Source organism: Pseudoalteromonas sp. T1lg24 (genome assembly GCF_002964745.1).
Classification (GTDB): domain Bacteria; phylum Pseudomonadota; class Gammaproteobacteria; order Enterobacterales; family Alteromonadaceae; genus Pseudoalteromonas; species Pseudoalteromonas spongiae.
In genome coordinates this window covers 685,854-705,115 of sequence record NZ_PQCB01000016.1, presented here as the reverse complement: position 1 = coordinate 705,115, position 19,262 = coordinate 685,854, and the positions used below count along the sequence as shown (strand labels likewise).

The following is a 19,262-nucleotide window of genomic DNA, read 5'->3' as shown; positions in this document are numbered from 1 at the left end:
TTCTTATTCTCGGTGATAAGGGTGATTGTTATTCAAACTCCATGCACGATACAAGCTTTCTGCGACGATTATTCTTACCAGTGGGTGCGGCAAGGTCAAATTAGACAATGACCATTTTTGCTCAGATGCGGCAATACATTCAGGTGCCAAACCTTCAGGGCCGCCAATTAGTAAGCTGATATCGCGTCCATCAAGTTGCCATTTACTCATTTCCTTAGCAAGTTGATGGGTATCGAGTGCTTTACCTGTGACCTCTAAAGTAACGATTTTGTTCCCTTTAGGAATTGCGGCTAAGGTTTTTTCACCTTCTTGCTGTAAAATACGCTTAATATCGGCATTTTTACCGCGTTTACCAGCGGGAATCTCAATAAGCTCTAAGCTCATATCGCGCGGAAACCGGCGCTGATATTCTTGAAAGCCGGTTTCTACCCACGCTGGCATTTTCGTACCAACAGCAATTAGCTGAATACGCACAGAATTAGCTCCAAAGTTTTTCTAACTGGTAGAATTCACGTGCACTTTCTTGCATTACATGAAGTACTACATCACCTAAATCAAGTAATACCCATTCGCCTTCTTGTTGGCCTTCGGTACCAATGATATGAATACCTTGTGCTTTTGCTTCAAGTGCAACGTTGTTGGCAATTGACTGTACATGGCGTTTTGAAGTGCCTGAGCACACAACCATATAGTCGGTAATTGATGATTTATCAGTCATATCTAACGTGGTGATATCAACGGCTTTGATATCGTCTGCTTTGTCGATTACAAAGTCTAATAACTCGCGAGGATCCAAAAGTATTTCCTAGTAATTGGTTTATTTGGCTTAATTGTTAAATTTTAACACGTGCAGAGGGTTTATTGGTAGAGACGATGCTGTTTTATATAGTCAGAAACCGCTTCTGGCAGGAAATCATTTTTGTATTGGGTAAGATTTGTACGCAGTGCCGAGGATGAAATGGCTACTTGCTGGTGCTGTGCAAGAAAGATATGACCGGCAAGCGGTAAGTCTTTTAACGCGTCGTTAATATCGCCACTAATAAACGGCGCAACTTGAGGGTTCGGTTGAAATGTTTCGCCCGGTCGTTGAAAAACTAAAAAGTTGCTATTGCTGATACAGTCTTGCCATTTATGCCATTTATGCAAGGTGTTGAGTGAATCCATTCCGATAATAAAAAATAAAGGTACTAGCGGGAATTCTTGCCTGAAGCTAATTAGGCTTTCTAGCGCATAACTTGGTGTTTCGCGGTTTATTTCACGCAAATCAATCGCAAAGTTGGCCTCATCTTTAATTGCGAGTTTAATCATATTAATGCGGTGCGCGCTTGTTATGCCGGACGTGGCTTTATGTACAGGTTGCTTGCACGGCATAAACAGTACTTTGCTTGGCGCCAGTATTTGAGCCGCTTGTTTCGCTAATGCAAGGTGCCCGGTGTGTATTGGGTCAAATGTGCCGCCTAAAATAACAATCATAGGTTGGCGTATTGTTCTACTTTTGCGTTAAACGGTACAGAAAAGGGCAGTGGACCAACAAACATTAGAGCAATATGCAGCAAGTGTTGGTAGGCATCAATATGTTGGTGTTGCTTGTAGGCTAAATCAAATTCGGCAAGTACATCACCGAGCGCGTTTAGTTCAACGTGTGTTAAACGCCTTAATGCTTGCTCTGTAATGGCTTGCTTATTTTTCCACACCTTAAATTGGCTGAAAATTGCATTGAATGATTCGCCGTTTGCTATTGCTTGTTGCATTGCTTGTAAGCTTTCAAACTCGCGTACCAGTGCCCATAAAATAATGGTTGGTTCGACGTTTTCTTGTTTTAGCTTAAGCATTACTTTGCTGATCTGAACACTGTCGCCTTTTAATAGGGCGTCGCTTAAGTCAAATACGTCTAAACGCGACTGATTGACTAGCGTTGGTGCTAGGGTTTGGGCGTTAATTTCACCGGAAATATTGAGTAAAGAGAGCTTTTCAAGTTCTTGAGATATTGCGAACAAATTATCTTGGTTGTAGTCAACCAATAAAGTTTTAGCATCAGCAGATAATCGCAAATGCAAACTTTGGCACTGTTGTTCAAGCCAAGCAAACAACTGCTTTCCTTGAAGCGGGTAACACGGCACAAATAACCCGTTTTTATCCAATGCTTTAAACCATGCACCACGTTGAATATCGTTACCCACTTTTTCGCCTTTGATAACGAGAATGCAATCGGGGTTTGGGTTTTGCGCAAGCGATTGTAATAACTTGCTGGCTGCAGCATTGGGCTTACTGTCACCAAGTTCTAATTCGATAATTTTGCGATTAGCAAAGAGTGACAAGCTTGCATATTCTTGCACAATTTCTTGCCAGTCAAACTGGGGAGAAGCGGCAAAGCGAATGACTTCATCAAATCCTTGTGCTTTTGCAATTGATTTAACTTGGTTTGCAGCTTGGTTTAATAAAAATGCTTCTTCACCAAAAAGTAAGTAAAAAGGCGCTAAGCCTTGTTTTAACTGAGCAACTAATTGGTTCGGATAAATACGCATTAATATTGGCCTAACTGACGAATAATCAAGTTACTTGCTTGTTGGCGCAATTCTGACAGGATCAATTCCATTTCTCGCGATTTTGCTAGCGCGTTATCAGGGTCGTCTTGATAATTACGGGTAAGCTCAAAGCTATTGGTAATTGGCTTTTGCTTGTCACGAATAAGTTGGTAACTGACGGTGTAAATAAGTTCATGCTCGGCTACTTGGCCGTTTGGAAATAAACTTAGTGTACGACGGTTAAGAGAGTCTTTTAGTAACTTTAGCTCTGCGGTAGCGTGCTTTGAATCAGTATTAATATTGCTCAGCGCTAAACTGTTTTGTAGCTCGGTAAAAAGCTGAGAGTCAGGGTTTGTCGCCGTGACCACTAAGTTTTGCAGATCGTCAGGTAATACTGATGCGGTGCGCAATTTAAAACCGCAGCCAACTAAAAGCACAAAACACAGCAATAATGCTGTGTTTTGTAAAAAGCGTGGTGCAAACATTAGTTTGCAACCACGTTTAGCAATTTACCTTTAATAAAGATAACCTTGCGAATAGTTAAACCGTCTGTGAATTTAGTCACATTAGGTTCAGCAAACGCTGCTTTTTCAACCGCGTCTTGGTCTGCGTCAGCAGCAACGGTAATTTTACCGCGTACTTTACCGTTAACCTGCACTACAACGAGCTTTTCGTCTTCAACCATCGCTGATTGATCAACCACAGGCCATGGTGCATCAACGACTTCACCTTGCTTGCCAAGGTTTAGCCATAATTCATGACACACGTGCGGTGTGATAGGTGAAAGCATCACGATTAATGCTTCAAGCGCTTCATAACCAATCGCGATATCGTTGCTATCGTTTAATGGTGCTTTAACAAGCTTGTTAAGTAACTCCATAACCGCGGCAATTGCTGTGTTAAATGTTTGACGACGATCTAAGTCATCAGACACTTTCGCAATTGCTTTATGTAATTCACGACGAAGCACTTTTTGCTCGTTTGAAAGCGAAGCGCTATCAAGCGTTGTGCGCTCATTTGCCATTACTTCAGTTGCGTATTTCCAGACACGTTTAATAAAGCGATGCGCACCTTCTACACCTGAGTCAGACCATTCTAACGTTTGCTCTGGTGGCGCGGTAAACATCATAAATAAACGCACTGTATCGGCGCCGTATTGGTTAATTACCGTTTGTGGATCAATACCGTTATTTTTTGACTTAGACATTTTGCTCATACCAGCAGATTCAACTGGTTGGCCGTCGTCTTTGTGCCACGCTTTTACAACGCGACCTTTGTCGTCTTTTTCGCTCTCAACGTCGCTTGGTGCAATCCAAACGTCGCCGCCTTTCTCGTCTTTACGGAAGAAGGTTTCTGCTAATACCATGCCCTGACATAATAAACGCTCGAACGGCTCATCTGAATTTACTAGGCCAAAATCACGTAATAGCTTGTGGAAGAAACGCGCATAAAGTAAATGCAAAATAGCGTGCTCAATACCACCGATATACTGGTTTACAGGAAGCCAGTAGTTAGCAGCACCTGGCTCTAACATGCCTTCATCGTAGCGCGGGCTACAGTAGCGCGCGTAGTACCAAGACGATTCCATAAAGGTATCGAACGTATCAGTTTCGTGGAATACTTGTTCGCCGTTAACAGTTGCTTTAGCCCATTCTGGGTCAGCTTTGATTGGTGATGTAACACCATTCATTACCACATCTTCCGGCAGGCGTACTGGCAGCATGTCTTCTGTAGCCGCAAGCTCAGAGCCATCTTCTTTGTTTAACATTGGGATTGGTGAACCCCAGTAGCGCTGACGGCTTACACCCCAGTCACGAAGACGGAAGTTAACTTTACGCTTACCAGCGCCGATACCTTCAAGTTTATCGGCAATAGCATTAAATGCTGCTTCAAACTCAAGGCCATCAAATTCGCCAGAGTTAATTAACACGCCTTTTTCAGTGAATGCTTCATTGGCGATATCTGCTGTTAGTTCAGAACCTTCAACAGGTGCAATAACTTGCTTGATTTCAAGGCCGTAGGCGGTAGCAAATTCAAAGTCACGTTGGTCGTGACCTGGTACTGCCATTACTGCACCCGAACCGTAGTCCATTAGTACAAAGTTAGCAGCCCATACCGGTACTTCTTCGCCAGTTAATGGGTGAATTGCTTTAAAGCCAGTGTCGATGCCTTTTTTCTCCATTGTTGCCATATCGGCTTCAGCAACTTTGGTGTTTTTACATTCTTCAACGAAGGCAGCAACCGCTGGATTATTTTTAGCAGCTTCTTGTGCAATTGGGTGACCGGCTGCAACACCAACATAGGTTACGCCCATAAAGGTATCTGGACGTGTTGTGTACACAGTGAATGTTTCACCGTTATCAGCACGTTTAAAGTCGATTTCTAACCCTTCAGAGCGACCAATCCAGTTGCGCTGCATGGTTTTAACTTGCTCAGGCCAGTGCTCAAGTTTGTCTAAGTCGTCAAGTAGCTCTTGCGCATAGTCAGTAATTTTAATAAACCACTGCGGAATTTCTTTTTGCTCTACAACGGCACCTGAACGCCAACCACGACCGTCAATAACTTGTTCGTTTGCAAGTACGGTTTGGTCTACTGGATCCCAGTTAACCGTTGACATTTTTTTGTATACAAGGCCTTTTTCGTACAGTTTTGTGAAAAACCATTGTTCCCACTTGTAGTACTCAGGGTGACAGGTCGCGATTTCACGATCCCAGTCGTAGCCAAAACCAAGTTGCTTTAACTGGTTGCGCATGTAGTCAATGTTTTCGTAAGTCCATTTTGCAGGTGCCGTGTTGTTTTTAATTGCGGCGTTTTCGGCAGGTAGACCAAATGCATCCCAACCCATAGGTTGCATTACGTTTTTTCCTTGCAAGCGTTGGAAACGTGATACTACATCACCAATGGTGTAGTTACGTACGTGACCCATGTGCAGACGACCACTTGGGTAAGGGAACATTGAGAGACAGTAAAACTTTTCTTTACCTTCTTGCTCAGTTACTTTAAATGTTTGATTTTCATCCCAATATTTTTGAACTTTTTGTTCGATATCCTGCGGGCTGTATTGCTCTTGCATTCTAATTTCCAAACTACTTGCAAAATAAATAAAAATTGGCGCTTAGCATAGCGTAAATTGCGGCGCTAATACACCCTTAGCTGTGTATTAAAAGTAAGTTTTTTGTGTCTTTAATCGCACCTTAAACGCCATTTGATTTTGCTACTTGATTGTTGTTTTAATAAGCAGTTAACTGTTTGATACAAGATATTTTTTATATCGCTACTATACTTATAGAAAGAGCAAAAGGAGGAATAAAATGAAAGACAGTTACGACAATTATTTAAAGCGCTTTCAACAGTGGTTACAGGATGTAAACGATCATGAGCTTAAAAGCGTGCAAAAAGCCTTCTATGACTTTCAAAAAGAGCTGGCAGCCCTTGGCAAATATTCAAAAGAGCAAATAGCAGATTACAGTTATTACGTAAAACGCGATATTGAGGAGTTTAACCGGCTCAGAAAGGCGCAAAAAGACAATGACTTCGCAAATGAAGAATTTAATGAAGAGTGGTGGTTAGCGCTGTCACATTTAGTTGATAAAACCCAATTAGAATGGTCACTATTACTTGATGACTTTGAGCACAATGGTGTTTACAAACAAGGCGAGTGGGTATCGTTTGGTGAGTTTCAATGTAAAGCCTGTGGTGAAGTGAAACACATCACGCATCCAAGCCAATTAAGCGCGTGTATAGAGTGTGATGCCATTGAGTTTCATCGTATCGCCAGCGCGCCATAAATATTTTAACTTTCTGATGTTATTTTTTAAGGACTTAAGTAGACTCACACAAAAGCTATAGCGAGCAAGCGCTAATAAGGACGGTAGTATTATGAAAATTGGCGAACAGAATAAACTTGGTGTTGATGTACTTGCACCGCAAATAGAATTGCACGCAATAGAAACTTGCATGGCGCAAGCATATCCTGATGAATACACAATTATTGGACAAAAGCGTGCACAAAGTGCTATTGATTTTGCGCTAGGAATGGAGCTGCCAGGTTACAATATTTACGTGATGGGTGAACCGGCTCTAGGCCGCTTTACTATGGTGCAAGAAAAACTAGCTGCGCAAAGTCGCACCAAACAAACCCCACCGGATTGGCTTTATTTAAACAACTTTGATGAGCATCGTCAGCCAAGTGCGATTTTTATGGCTGCAGGCGAAGGTAAGCTATTTAGTGATGATATCGATTCATTTATTGATGAGATTTTAGATACCTTTCCAGCCGCATTTGATAACCCTAATTATCAACGTCAAAAGAAAGCCATTGATAGTAGTTTCAACGAGAAATACGATGAAGCGCTCGAGATCGTAGAAAAAATTGCTAACCAACATAACGTGGCGCTATTTGAAGAGTCGGGCGTGATCAGCTTTGCCCCGGTAATTGATGGTAAACAGTTAGATGACGCTGAGTTTTCAAGCCTAGATGACGAGCAAAAGCAGTATTTTTACGATGTAATATCTCGCTTAGAAAATGCACTTAATGAAGCGCTAATTGAATTGCCAAGATGGAAACGTGAATCATCGGAAAAGTTACGCGAACTAAAGCAAAAAACGGTAGAAACCGCAATAAAGCCGCTGCTAAAAGATTTAGAGCACAAATACACCAGCCATTTAGGTATTGTGAAGTATCTAAAAGACCTTAAAGCTGAGTTAATAGACGCGGTATTAGAGTGGCTGGCTGAAGAGAGCGACGAAAATAATAAAGAAGACTTAGATAAGCGCGCAATGCTAACGGAATACATTGCGCCAAACATTTTAGTGAGCCACAAAGAAGAGGGCGCACCTGTTGTCTATGAGCCAAATCCAACGTTTGGCAATATTTTTGGCAAAGTAGAATACACTTCGCAATCAGGTTCCATTGTTACCAGTTTCCGCTCGATTCAATCGGGGGCGCTACATCGTGCTAATGGCGGTTACTTAGTGATGGATGCGGAAAAACTGATGGCTAATAGCCAAGTTTGGGACGCACTAAAATTAAGTTTAAAGAGTAAGCAAATTAAAACAGATCTTGCCGCACAAGATTCAAGTGTGGGTGCAAGTTTCACGTTAAAACCACAGCTTATTCCGCTTGATGTAAAAATAATATTGCTTGGTTCTCGTGATTTGTATTACGTAATGCAAGAGTATGATGATGAGTTTAATGAACTTTTTCGTGTGCTCGCCGATTTTGATTACCATATTCCGGCAACCGATAAATATCAGTTCCAACTGATCAGTCGGGTGCAAAAATATGCGACAGAAACACTAAAAATGTCACTTTCGGCCCATGCGTTTGCGGCGCTTCTGCGTTTTAGCCACCGCCAAGCTGAACACCAACGCAAGCTTTCAGCGCGCTTTGCCGATGTGATTGAATTAACCAACGAAGCCGCGTTTTTTGCACGGCAAGATGGCGAAACCACAATTGAAGCGACGCACATAGACGAAGCGCTTGCTGGTAAACAATATCGTACCGGGCAAATAAGCGAATCCTTTATGACTGAAATTAAAGAAGGTCATGTGCTTATACAAACAGAAGGTACACAAGTGGGCTGTGTTAATGGTTTAACAGTGCTGCATATTGGAGATACCAGCTTCGGTACGCCAGCGCGCATTACCGCGACTGTCTACGCAGGCAGTGATGGCATTGTTGATATTGAGCGCGAAGCTGACCTCGGTAAATCGATTCACAGTAAAGGCGTAATGTTACTTACGGGCTATTTAGGTAATAAATACGCGCAAGATTTTGCCCTGACCTTGAGCGCGAACATTGCCATTGAACAAAGTTATGGTTCGATTGACGGTGATAGTGCATCACTTGCTGAGTTGTGCGCATTGGTTTCAGCCATCACGCGTTTACCGATTAATCAAGGTATTGCACTCACTGGCTCAATTAACCAGCACGGTGAAGTGCAGGCAATTGGCGGCGTGAATGAAAAAATTGAAGGTTTCTTTAAGCTCTGCCAGATGCGTGGTTTAAATGGTGCACAGGGCGTGATTGTGCCGCAATCTAATGTGCATAATTTAGTGCTTAATGCACAAGTGCTGGAGGCTGTTGAAAAAGGGCTGTTTAGTATTTATGCGGTGAGTACAGTTGATCAGGCGTTTGAAATCTTACTGGGTAAACAAGCTGGCGAACTCTCTGCCAAAGGCACTTATGGTAAGGATACCATTCACGACTTAGCGCTACGTCGCTTAAGCCATTTTGCTGAAGTGATTAATGGCGGTGTTGAAGAATAAACACCTAGCTAATAAAACGGTAAAAGCAGCGGAATCGCTGCTTTTTTATTTTAAGTACTGCTGTAGTTTGTCTAGCAACAGGGTTTTTTCTATTGGTTTTCCAATCCAGTCATTACATCCAATCTCGTGATAACTTTGAATGTCTGACTGCATAATATTCGCAGTAAGCGCGATGATTGGCGTTCTGGTATCGTTTTCTCTGATTTTGGTGGTTGCAGTTTTGCCATCCATAACCGGCATTTGCATATCCATTAAAATTAAATCAAATGATTCGCTCACAGTCTCTAATGCTTGCAAACCATTGTTTACTATTGTTAGTTGCGCTTGCGTTGGCTGTAACATTGCCTTAACTAATACTTGGTTAATTGGATTGTCTTCAACTAGCAATAAGCGCTTTTCACTAAGGTTGATAATTTCTTCGGCTTGCAAGTGCTGATTTTGTGCATCCTCTTTGGCCTTTGTCAGTGGAATATCAATGGTAAAGTTTGTGCCTTTATTTAATTCACTTGTAACACTTATGCTGCCACTCATTAGTTTTATTAACGATTGTGCGATTGGCATACCAAGGCCTGTGCCACCGTACTTACGGGTAATGGAATCGTCAGCTTGTTCAAAACGCAGGTACAGTTTATCAATGCTTTTTTCACTCATACCAATGCCAGTGTCATTAATTAAAAATGTGATATATGGTTTATTGGCATTTGGCAAAATAGACAGAGTAACGCTGCCTTGTTGGGTAAATTTAATCGCATTAGAACAGATATTCAGTAGCACTTGCTTAATACGTGTTGGATCGCCAATCCATAGGTCATGCTCTACCTGATTCAAAATATTAAACGCGATGTTTTTTACCAGCGCAGTTTGGGCCAAATCTGCATGTAAATTAGCGAGTAGCTCACTAAGTTTAAATGGTGTGCGCTCTAACGATAGTTTACCGGCTTCAATCTTAGAAAAATCAAGAATATCGTTTACCACCGTCATTAATGCTTTTGTTGAATCGAGCGCGTCTTTGACATAGCCGTTTGCTACTTTATTGAGTTGCATTTCATGTAACAGTTGTAAATTACCGTACACACCGTTCATTGGTGTGCGTATTTCATGGCTGGTGTTGGCCAAAAAGGCACTTTTCGCATTGTTGGCACTTTCGGCGACTTCTTTTGCGTGCTTTATTAAACGCTCTTGCTCTTTGCGCTCAGTAATATCACGTATTACGCCTACAAAGTGGTGTTCTTCGTCGAGTAAAAGGTGGCTAATCGTTAATTCAATGGGAAACTCATCGCCATTTTTACGTTTTGCAATTAAATCACGGTTTTTACCAATAGCAGAGGGGGATTGTTTAACGCGATAGTTGGCAACAAACTCGTCGTGCTTTTCTGCAAACGCGCTATTCATTAGCAAGGTAACGTTTTTGCCAAGCACATCACGTAATTGCCAACCAAACATAGATTCGGCACTTGTTGAGAAGAGTTTAATATGGCCTTTTTGGTTAATAACGATAATTGCATCTGAGAGACTTGCAAGTACCGCGGCTTGCTGTTGTTCGGTGATTGCGATACGTTTTTTTGCGCTGTCGAGAGATGCTTGTGTGGCTTTCTCTTGCTGTAATAACGACTCGTTAGAGCTTTGCAACTGAAGAAACAAGTATCGCTCGTTTTGCAGGGCAAACCATAATGCCACGCCATACGCTAATAGCCTCAGTAAGTGCCATCCCCACCATGAAACATCCCATAAGAACGATTGCTGAAACATGATAGCGGCAAAGCCAAACATTGAGCAGTGCAAAATAAACAGTAAGTCGTCACTTTTCTTAAATTGCTTATAAACAAAGAAAAGCTTGATTGCGGCGAATAACAAGGCAATGCCACCAAACATGTTCATAAAAGTGGCTAAAGAGGTGAAGCGCGCTTGCTGCACCATAATCGGTACTTGCTGAGGAAAGATAATCGAAACTGTGGAAATAATGAGGCTTAACAGCAAAACCACAAAGACAAAACGTGTGCTGATGGCATTTGTAAATTTCGGCTTAAGCAATACTAATGCAAAGAGTAGCCCGCCAAAAAATGTGGCTAACGAATGTAACCAAACAAATAAGTTTCCAGGTTTGACTAAAGCATGGGCAATATCGAAGACACCCATCGCGCCAATCGCCGCAGCGATAACTAAATTAAAGCTAGTACCGCGTTTACTTTGTTCCAAATTGATTAATAGAAAACACACTAATAGCGCAATAACGCCACCGATTACTTCCACTGCGCTGTGAAATGGAATATGTTGCCAACGCCATTGAGACAAGGTGGTCTTTGCTAGAGCAAAGGTTAACAGATGAATAAATGCGCTCAGTAAAATCGTAATGACGATAGTTTTACTAAAGCGCAATGGCGAATTGGGCTGTTTAAGCAAATGTGTGCCTTAAGTAACTGACAAAAAAGGTAACACATTAAATTTAGACGTCATCGCGTGATAACACAATAACGTCGTCATCGATTATGGCATGCTCTTTTGTTTTTGCCGTTGGGTAATTAAACTTGCAATAAAACAAAGTAGTAGAGCGATGTATAACGCACGGTCGCCATACTGGCTGTAAAATGTTTTACCAGTGGTGAGTGGCAGGGTAAAACGCTCTAACGCCGCTTCAAATTGGGGTTAAATATTGTCCGTGTTTGGCGATTGGGTCGTACACGCCGCTCACGCCGTTATTGGTGACACGAACCAAGGGCATACCCAATTCAAGGGCACGCATGCGCGCAATTTGCATATGCTGGTGGGGGCCGTGAGAATTACCAAACCATGCATCATTACTTACCGTAAATAAAATATCAGAATCTTGCTGATAGTTACCACGTACTAAGCTACTAAATGCAATTTCATAACAAATCGCCGGTAATACGTGATAACCATTAGCAATTAAATTAGCTTGCTTCGCTTCGCCTCTAGTGAATGAAGAATGGTCAAGGTCAAACAGCGGTGCAATCGGTCTTAATATTTCTTCAAACGGTACAAACTCACCAATGGGAAGTAATTGGTGCTTGTTATAGCGATTGTGATGCAAATAACGGTAATGGCCCTGTTGGTCATTAGCATGCTTTTTGCCTACTACAATTAAATTGTTATAAACCGTTTTTGTACCGAGCTGATAATCAATAATGCCGGTAATAAGCGCGGTATTATTAAATGCCGCTGCTTTATCAAGATTACCAAGGTAATCGTCTACTAGTACTTCAATCTCAGGAATAGCAGCCTCGGGCCAAACGATTAAGTCAGCCTGCCAATTTGGGCGAGTCATATCTTGATATTTCGCCATGGTTGGCCAGAAGTTTTCAGGTGCGAAGCGTAACTCTTGTTTGATATTGCCTTGCACCAGTACGACATCAATCGATTTGTCTCGGTAGCTTACAGAAGGTGAAAAATGCGCTAAACCGAGTGCCAATAAAAACACAGATGCAATCACAACCGCTGGCTTAAAACTGCGTTGGCTCAGTGCGTAAATAGCAAAACCCAGTAATAAACTCACCGCAGTTAACCCTGTTTCACCTATCCAAGGGGCAAGGTTATTAAGTGGACTGTCTGTTAGCGTATAGCCAAAGCTTAACCATGGAAAGCCTGTAAGTAGCGTACCGCGTAAGTATTCCATTAAGATAAATAACGGAATAAAAAGCGCCAAATACGTTATAGATAAGGTGTTTTTGTTACTGAATTTATGGCTAAGCCAGCAGGCTAGGGTTGGGTATAGCGAAAGGTACGAAACCAATATCACCATCAATAAGAGTGATGCAATTAGCGGTAAGCCACCAAACTCTGCAATGGATACATGTACCCAACTTATGCCCGCACCAAACCAACCTAGACCAAAGATAAAACCATGGCTAGCAGCCGTTTTAGCGCTGACATTACGATTAAGGTAAAAAAGAGTGGCAATAGCGAAGGGCGCGATTGGCCAAAGGTTAAACGGTGAGTAACTAAATACCATTAAAATGCCGGCGATAAGCGCCAGCATTTTGTCTTTCATTGATGATGAGATCACGTTTAATTATCTGTTGATTCGTCTTCGTTGGTATCATCACTTTTTGGTAATGTAACCTGTACTTGAAGAATACGGCGGCTATCTGCGTTGGTGATTTTAAATTGAATTCCTTCAATTTCAATGGTTTCACCACGAGATGGCATATGACCAAAGGCATGTAAAATAATACCACCTATGGTGCCGGCTTCATCGGTATCGAAATACGTCGAAAAGTGCTGATTAAAATCTTCAAGTGGCGTGAGCGCTTGTACTAAATATACATGCTTCGCAACTTGACGAATATCTTGTGTTTCTTCTTCGTCGTCGTGCTCATCTTCAATTTCACCAACGATGATTTCAAGAATATCTTCGATGGTAACAAGTCCAGAAACACCACCGTATTCATCAATTACAATCGCCATATGATAGCGCTGTTGACGAAACTCGTTGAGCAGGGTGTCTACACGTTTACTTTCTGGCACAACAACAGCTGGGCGTAAGTAATCGCGAAGTGGTGGGTGCTCTTCTTGATTTTTTAAAATAAGCGGTAATAAATCTTTAGCGAGTAAGATGCCTTCTACATGATCTTTATCTTCGCATACCACAGGAAAGCGTGAGTGCGATGATTCGACCATAACTGGCAACAATTCGGCAATTGTTTGTTCTACATCCAGTGTAATCATTTGCGAGCGAGGGATCATAATATCGCGAACTTTCAGTTCCGATACGCCCAAAACACCTTTCATCATGTCTTTGGTTTCTGGGTCAATAAGATCTCTTTCTTCAGCGTCGATAATAACTTCGACTAACTGCTCTTTATTCTGGGGTTCCCCTTGTAACATTTGGGTGATTTTGTCTAACCAAGTTTTACCAGAAGAACCCTGACTAGATTGCGAATTTTCGTCGCTCATAAGCGCTTTATTAGCTCCATTTAAATAAAATTAAGGATTAATTATTGGCTAATCCAAGCCTGTTATACCAAATTTAGTTTGAATTTCAAAAACAAAATTAGTCGCGATAGGGATCGTCGATGTTTAAATCAGCAAGTAACTGTTTTTCTAACGATTCCATCTCTAATGCTTCTTCGCTATCTATATGGTCATAGCCCATTAAATGCAAGCAGCCATGCACTACCATATGAGCAAAATGGTCATGAAATGCTTTTTCTTGCTCGATAGATTCTTGTAACACAACTTCAGGGCAAATAATTAAGTCACCAATTAACGGCAGCTCAATACCTGGTGGTGCTTCAAACGGAAAGCTCAGCACGTTTGTTGGCTTATCTTTACCGCGATATTCGTGGTTAAGTTGTTGGCTTTCGTTTGCGTCACTAATGCGAATGGTTAATTCGGCGTCGGGCTTTAAATTTGCCAGCGCTTTATTTGCCCAAAGTTCAAATTGCTCGAATGATGGCAAGTTGTCACATTCATGGGCGATTTGTAAATCCAGTTCTATCATGTTGCGTCTGACTCATTTTGCGCGTTAGCTTTATCAAGCTCTTGCTGCTTTTTCTTTTCGATTTTCTTTAAGCGTTCAACTTCATCGTGTTTTTCGTACGCTTCAACAACCGCTGCAACAACAGGGTGACGCACAACATCGTGTGACTTAAAGAAGTTAAAGCTAATCGCTTCTACATCGCTTAATACTTCAATGGCGTGACGAAGCCCTGAGCGTGCACCGCGGGGTAAATCGACCTGCGTAATGTCGCCAGTAATCACTGCTTTTGAGTTAAAACCAATACGCGTTAAGAACATTTTCATTTGTTCAACGGTAGTGTTTTGGCTTTCATCTAAAATGATAAAGGCGTCGTTTAAAGTACGACCACGCATGTAGGCAAGCGGGGCAACTTCAATCACATTCTTTTCAATTAAACGCTCAACTCGCTCAAAGCCTAACATTTCAAAAAGTGCATCATAAAGTGGGCGTAGGTATGGGTCGACTTTTTGGCTTAGATCACCCGGTAAAAAACCCAGTTTTTCACCTGCTTCTACCGCAGGACGAGTAAGCAAAATACGGCGAATTTCTTGACGTTCGAGGGCGTCTACTGCCGCAGCCACCGCCAAATAGGTTTTACCTGTACCTGCAGGACCAATACCAAAGGCAATATCATGCAACAGTACGTTTTTAATATAGGTTGCTTGATTTGGGTTACGAGGCTTTACAACGCCGCGACGGGTTTTGATAACAAGTTCGTCACGATATAAGTCATCGTCTTGCTCGAGTACCGTGGTTTCTTGAATCGTTAAATGCACCAGATCAGGTTCGATATCTTTGCTGATACCTTTAACCGGTTGTGTTTCGATGTAGAGATTTTTAATAATCTCTGTTGCCGCAATCACATTATGTGCGTTGCCGGTGATTTTAAAGTGGTTTTCACGATGGGCGATTTCCACACCAAGTCGACGTTCGATTTGTTTTATATTTTCGTCGAATGGACCACAAAGTGATGCTAGACGTTTATTGTCTGAGGGTTCGAGGTAAGTTTCTAACGTTTTTAACTGGTTACTCAAAATGGGTTCCTTGATTGGTGTGGCATTTGCCACACCAAATTAACATTTAGGGTGTAAATGTTGCTACACCCAGCTCATTCGCTTCTTGGCTTTGTGCTTTACCTAAAATATCGCTTGGCGCTACGTCTTTACGTAGGTCCATTTCAGCTTCAGTGCGAATTAACTCACCACGCAGTGAATTTGGTAAGGCTTCGGTAATTTTTACATCAACAAACTGACCAATTACAGAATGCGGGCCTTCGAAGTTAACTACGCGATTGTTCTCAGTACGACCACGAAGTTCCATTGGATTCTTTTTCGATGGGCCTTCAACTAAAATACGTTGCTCAGTAGCAAACATTTTACGGCTGATATCTTGCGCCATTTGCGTAATACGGTTTTGTAAAATGTATAAACGCTCTTTCTTTTCAGATTCTGGTACATCATCAGGTAAATCAGCGGCTGGCGTACCAGGGCGCGCACTGTAGATAAAGCTAAAGCTCATATCAAAACCAATATCATTGATAAGGTTCATCGTCGCTTCAAAATCTGCTTTTGACTCGCCTGGGAAACCAATAATAAAGTCAGAGCTCATACTTAGATTAGGGCGGATCTTACGTAATTTACGAATGGTTGATTTGTATTCAAGCGCCGTATGACCGCGCTTCATTAATGCAAGAACTCGGTCAGAACCGCTTTGTACAGGTAAGTGTAAGTGGTCAACAAGCTCTGGTACATCAGCATAGGCTTCAATGATGTCAGGTGTAAATTCTACTGGGTGAGATGTGGTATAACGAATACGGTCGATACCATCAATTGAAGCTACATAGCGCAGTAGATCTGAGAAATAACAAATTTCACCATCGTGCGTTTCACCACGATATGCATTTACGTTTTGACCTAGTAGGTTTACTTCACGTACGCCTTGCTCGGCAAGTTGTGCAACTTCAAGTAATACGTCATCAAGTGGGCGGCTTACTTCTTCACCACGCGTGTATGGTACAACGCAGAACGTACAGTACTTAGAACAACCTTCCATAATCGATACGAACGCGCTTGGGCCTTCAGCTTTTGGCTCAGGCAAACGGTCGAACTTTTCGATTTCAGGGAATGAAATATCAATTACAGAGCCGCTTTCTTCTTGCACTTGTTTGATCATTTCTGGAAGACGGTGCAATGTTTGTGGACCAAAAACAATGTCTACGAAAGGTGCACGTTGGCGAATTGTGTCGCCTTCTTGTGATGCTACGCAACCACCTACACCAATCACAAGATCAGGGTTGTCATCTTTTAACAGTTTCCAACGGCCCAACTGGTGAAATACTTTTTCTTGTGCTTTTTCACGAATCGAACACGTATTTAGAAGAATAACATCTGCATTTTCTGCTTCTTCAGTTAATTCATAACCATTGCTAGCATCTAATAGGTCTGCCATTTTTTGCGAGTCGTACTCGTTCATTTGACAGCCCCATGTTTTGATATGCAGCTTTTTACCCATGTTTTCGTGCCTCAACAAATTACTTACAGCTTAAAGGACGCGTATTTTATCCTTAAGCGTAGGTGGATTCAAATATGTTTGCAAAATCATCAGTGCTTATTTAGAAAAACAATTTATGAGTTAAATTTAACGCGATTTTTCTCAAAAAATATGAATCAAAATCAAACTTTTGTTAGAGGCTTACGTTAGAATAGGCGCATATCAATCTGAAGGATTATGTCTTATGAGTTTATCTATTTGTATTGTCGGTGGCGGCATGGTGGGCGCAGCGGCCGCAGTGGCGCTTGCAAAAAAAGGTCACACCATAACGTTAGTGGAAAATAAACCAATAGATGCCGTAAAAACACTCGAAGATGAACAAATTGATATTCGCGTGTCTGCACTTAATCTTTTCCTGAAAATCTGTTGCAAGACTTAGGCGCATGGCAATATGTTAAGGCCGCGCGCAATGTGCAGTATAATCGTTTGAGTGTACAAGATCATCACCAAGCACCTTTAGTATTTTCCAATGAGGAAATTGGTGAGACTCATCTTGGACACATTATTGAAAATAGCATTATTCAGGCGAGTATCTGGCGTGCGTTTGCTGATTTAGCGATTTCAGTAAAAAGTGATTTAGGCCCGTTAGAGGGAATACTCGAACATAGTAACACTGTGAGTGTGTGTTTTTCATCACAGACGATAGACGCTGATTTAGTGATTGTTGCTGACGGTGCACGCTCTAAAACACGAGAACTGTTGGGTATTGGCACTACCGGTTGGCAATACCAACAAGCCTGCATGGGTGTGTTAATAAAGCTAGATGCACACGAGCAAGACATTACATGGCAAGAGTTCCAACCAACGGGTCCTGTTGCATTTTTGCCGATGCAGGCACCTTATGCGAATTTAATTTGGTATAACCACGAAGATACACTAAACAAGCTCGCGACTGGCAGCAAAGCGTCACTTAAAAACGCGATTTTGACGCATTACCCTGAGTTACCGGGGGATTTTGAGATTCTAAACACAGCGGTGTTCCCGTTAACACGTCAACATGCAAACAATTACAGCAAAGGACGATGTGTATTAGTCGGCGATGCAGCACATGCAATTAATCCGCTTGCAGGGCAGGGAGTAAATCTAGGTTTTAAAGATGTGGCACAATTAGCTAGCAGTTTATCAAAAGAAGCTGATGTATTGAGTGCGTTAAAAGATTATGAGAAAAAACGACGTTTACCTAATCTTGCTATGATGAGCATGATGGATGCGTGTTATTTTGCATTTTCTAATGAATTAACACCGTTAAAGCTACTGCGACAAGGTGCTATTGCTGGACTCAATAAAGTCAGTCCGATAAAAAGTCAGATGCTAAAATACGCAGTAGGCCATTATTTATAATGGCCTTTTTTATGCTTTTTGTTTTTAAGGCTCGATGAGTCCTTTAGAGACACTAGCAAGTCAATTCTCTTTCGGCAAAATTTAATTAAACGTTCTAGTTACGCTTAGCTTGGCGTATTATTTTTTGCGCCTTAGAGAGTAACATTCGTTATGGTTATGCACATTTCCCTAACCACGCTGAAAACACTATTGGACTGAATATCGTTAGATTTTCGCTTGCGATAAAATGCCTGTTTAGATAAGCCCGCTTACCCCAAATCTTATTCACCTAACACTACGTATGATCATAATCTCAAAAGAATAGGTATTTTGCATAACGTTTTTAATCTAATTAAAACCGAGTCGTTATGGGGTGGAAGTAAACGTTGATTTTTAAGACTAGACAGTTAACAGAATAGCGTTAGCTTTTGATAACAGAGATAACAGGGGAAATATAATTGAAAAATGGTGCGGAAGGAGAGACTTGAACTCTCACATCCGAAGATACTGGAACCTAAATCCAGCGCGTCTACCAATTCCGCCACTCCCGCACATGGGTATTTTTCAACAGATTAACTGTTTTGGTAGTCATGTTAAAAAACATGGTGGCTACGCCCTGATTTGAACAGGGGACCCCATCATTATGAGTGATGTGCTCTAACCAGCTGAGCTACGTAGCCAATGGCTGGAGTACCAGGATTTGAACCTGGGAATGGCGGGATCAAAACCCGCTGCCTTACCGCTTGGCGATACTCCAACGAAAATCTCAAATCAATGTTGAACCCAGGATTTGAATCTGGTGGTGAACGAGCGAGGGATCAAAACCTTCTCTCTTCTTCCTTACCGCTTGGCGATACTCCAACGAATACTCTTTCGAGTAAGTGATTAGTTTAGTTCTTATCGAGAACATGGTGCGGAAGGAGAGACTTGAACTCTCACATCCGAAGATACTGGAACCTAAATCCAGCGCGTCTACCAATTCCGCCACTCCCGCACAGGGTATCTCTAGAAGAGATGGCTGGAGTACCAGGATTTGAACCTGGGAATGGCGGGATCAAAACCCGCTGCCTTACCGCTTGGCGATACTCCAGCAATGGTAGTAGATAGTTTTAGTTCCTATC

General features: G+C 41.9%; 13 protein-coding genes, 5 tRNA genes and 2 pseudogenes. 3 read left to right on the top strand and 17 right to left on the bottom strand.

Translation table 11 applies throughout. The features are described from left to right. Window positions 1–3: 3 nt before the first annotated feature. The 6 genes from rlmH to leuS all read right to left on the bottom strand — a co-directional run bounded on the left by rlmH (window position 4) and on the right by leuS (window position 5,598). A complete protein-coding gene (gene rlmH / locus C2M30_RS10625; protein ID WP_010560410.1) occupies window positions 4–474 on the bottom strand; it encodes a 23S rRNA (pseudouridine(1915)-N(3))-methyltransferase RlmH in 471 nt (156 codons plus the stop codon). Between the two features lie 4 nt (window positions 475–478). Next, window positions 479–796 (bottom strand): ribosome silencing factor, encoded by a 318-nt coding sequence (gene rsfS, locus C2M30_RS10620; RefSeq protein ID WP_105171607.1) that lies wholly within the window; start codon window positions 794–796, stop codon window positions 479–481. Between the two features lie 62 nt (window positions 797–858). Continuing rightward, complete coding sequence (gene nadD, locus C2M30_RS10615; protein ID WP_105171606.1) at window positions 859–1,473, bottom strand: nicotinate-nucleotide adenylyltransferase; 615 nt, start codon at window positions 1,471–1,473, stop codon at window positions 859–861. Further along, window positions 1,470–2,525 (bottom strand): DNA polymerase III subunit delta, encoded by a 1,056-nt coding sequence (gene holA, locus C2M30_RS10610; RefSeq protein WP_105171605.1) that lies wholly within the window; start codon window positions 2,523–2,525, stop codon window positions 1,470–1,472. The genes nadD and holA overlap by 4 nt, the downstream gene beginning before the upstream one ends. Further along, window positions 2,525–3,010: an LPS-assembly lipoprotein LptE gene (locus C2M30_RS10605; protein ID WP_054978456.1), complete on the bottom strand. Its 486-nt coding sequence runs from the start codon at window positions 3,008–3,010 to the stop codon at window positions 2,525–2,527. Before C2M30_RS10605 ends, holA begins: the two co-directional genes overlap by 1 nt. Beyond that, a complete protein-coding gene (gene leuS / locus C2M30_RS10600; RefSeq protein WP_010560405.1) occupies window positions 3,010–5,598 on the bottom strand; it encodes a leucine--tRNA ligase in 2,589 nt (862 codons plus the stop codon). The genes C2M30_RS10605 and leuS overlap by 1 nt, the downstream gene beginning before the upstream one ends. A gap of 238 nt (window positions 5,599–5,836) precedes the next feature. On the opposite strand from leuS, the gene C2M30_RS10595 reads away from it, so the two are divergent. Both C2M30_RS10595 and C2M30_RS10590 read left to right on the top strand, forming a co-directional pair. Next, window positions 5,837–6,313: a zinc ribbon-containing protein gene (locus C2M30_RS10595; protein WP_105171604.1), complete on the top strand. Its 477-nt coding sequence runs from the start codon at window positions 5,837–5,839 to the stop codon at window positions 6,311–6,313. A gap of 91 nt (window positions 6,314–6,404) precedes the next feature. Further along, entirely contained in the window at window positions 6,405–8,795 is a 2,391-nt protein-coding gene (locus C2M30_RS10590; protein ID WP_105171603.1) for a Lon protease family protein, read from the top strand. A gap of 45 nt (window positions 8,796–8,840) precedes the next feature. On the opposite strand, the gene C2M30_RS10585 is transcribed toward C2M30_RS10590, so the two are convergent. The 6 genes and pseudogenes from C2M30_RS10585 to miaB form a co-directional block, all read right to left on the bottom strand. Then, a complete protein-coding gene (locus C2M30_RS10585) occupies window positions 8,841–11,195 on the bottom strand; it encodes an ATP-binding protein (protein ID WP_105171602.1) in 2,355 nt (784 codons plus the stop codon). Window positions 11,196–11,279: 84 nt separating this feature from the next. Further along, window positions 11,280–12,789, bottom strand: a pseudogene (gene lnt / locus C2M30_RS10580) (apolipoprotein N-acyltransferase). A 29-nt stretch (window positions 12,790–12,818) separates the two neighbouring features. Continuing rightward, complete coding sequence (corC, locus tag C2M30_RS10575) at window positions 12,819–13,706, bottom strand: CNNM family magnesium/cobalt transport protein CorC (RefSeq protein ID WP_105171601.1); 888 nt, start codon at window positions 13,704–13,706, stop codon at window positions 12,819–12,821. A gap of 97 nt (window positions 13,707–13,803) precedes the next feature. Next, window positions 13,804–14,253, bottom strand: coding sequence for an rRNA maturation RNase YbeY (ybeY, locus tag C2M30_RS10570; protein ID WP_105171600.1), 450 nt, complete (start codon window positions 14,251–14,253; stop codon window positions 13,804–13,806). Then, a complete protein-coding gene (locus C2M30_RS10565; RefSeq protein WP_105171599.1) occupies window positions 14,250–15,305 on the bottom strand; it encodes a PhoH family protein in 1,056 nt (351 codons plus the stop codon). Before C2M30_RS10565 ends, ybeY begins: the two co-directional genes overlap by 4 nt. 46 nt (window positions 15,306–15,351) lie before the next feature. Next, entirely contained in the window at window positions 15,352–16,782 is a 1,431-nt protein-coding gene (gene miaB / locus C2M30_RS10560; protein ID WP_105171598.1) for a tRNA (N6-isopentenyl adenosine(37)-C2)-methylthiotransferase MiaB, read from the bottom strand. Window positions 16,783–17,005: 223 nt separating this feature from the next. Between miaB and C2M30_RS10555 the strand changes: the two are divergent. Continuing rightward, window positions 17,006–18,162 (top strand): annotated as a pseudogene (locus C2M30_RS10555) (FAD-dependent oxidoreductase). Between the two features lie 445 nt (window positions 18,163–18,607). On the opposite strand, the gene C2M30_RS10550 reads toward C2M30_RS10555, so the two are convergent. The 5 genes from C2M30_RS10550 to C2M30_RS10530 form a co-directional block, all read right to left on the bottom strand. Further along, window positions 18,608–18,692 (bottom strand) — tRNA-Leu (locus C2M30_RS10550). Window positions 18,693–18,744: 52 nt separating this feature from the next. Beyond that, window positions 18,745–18,821, bottom strand: a tRNA-Met gene (locus tag C2M30_RS10545). Between the two features lie 2 nt (window positions 18,822–18,823). Beyond that, window positions 18,824–18,898, bottom strand: a tRNA-Gln gene (locus C2M30_RS10540). A gap of 152 nt (window positions 18,899–19,050) precedes the next feature. Continuing rightward, window positions 19,051–19,135, bottom strand: a tRNA-Leu gene (locus C2M30_RS10535). A 21-nt stretch (window positions 19,136–19,156) separates the two neighbouring features. Beyond that, a tRNA-Gln gene (locus C2M30_RS10530) sits at window positions 19,157–19,231 on the bottom strand. Window positions 19,232–19,262: the final 31 nt, after the last annotated feature.

Excerpts from the sequence above, each read along its gene's own strand:
- nadD (WP_105171606.1), bottom strand. The coding sequence starts at position 1,473 with ATGATTGTTATTTTAGGCGGCACATTTGACCCAATACACACCGGGCAC.
- holA (WP_105171605.1), bottom strand. The coding sequence starts at position 2,525 with ATGCGTATTTATCCGAACCAATTAGTTGCTCAGTTAAAACAAGGCTTA.
- C2M30_RS10605 (WP_054978456.1), bottom strand. The coding sequence starts at position 3,010 with ATGTTTGCACCACGCTTTTTACAAAACACAGCATTATTGCTGTGTTTT.
- leuS (WP_010560405.1), bottom strand. The coding sequence starts at position 5,598 with ATGCAAGAGCAATACAGCCCGCAGGATATCGAACAAAAAGTTCAAAAA.
- C2M30_RS10595 (WP_105171604.1), top strand. The coding sequence starts at position 5,837 with ATGAAAGACAGTTACGACAATTATTTAAAGCGCTTTCAACAGTGGTTA.
- C2M30_RS10590 (WP_105171603.1), top strand. The coding sequence starts at position 6,405 with ATGAAAATTGGCGAACAGAATAAACTTGGTGTTGATGTACTTGCACCG.
- corC (WP_105171601.1), bottom strand. The coding sequence starts at position 13,706 with ATGAGCGACGAAAATTCGCAATCTAGTCAGGGTTCTTCTGGTAAAACT.
- ybeY (WP_105171600.1), bottom strand. The coding sequence starts at position 14,253 with ATGATAGAACTGGATTTACAAATCGCCCATGAATGTGACAACTTGCCA.
- miaB (WP_105171598.1), bottom strand. The coding sequence starts at position 16,782 with ATGGGTAAAAAGCTGCATATCAAAACATGGGGCTGTCAAATGAACGAG.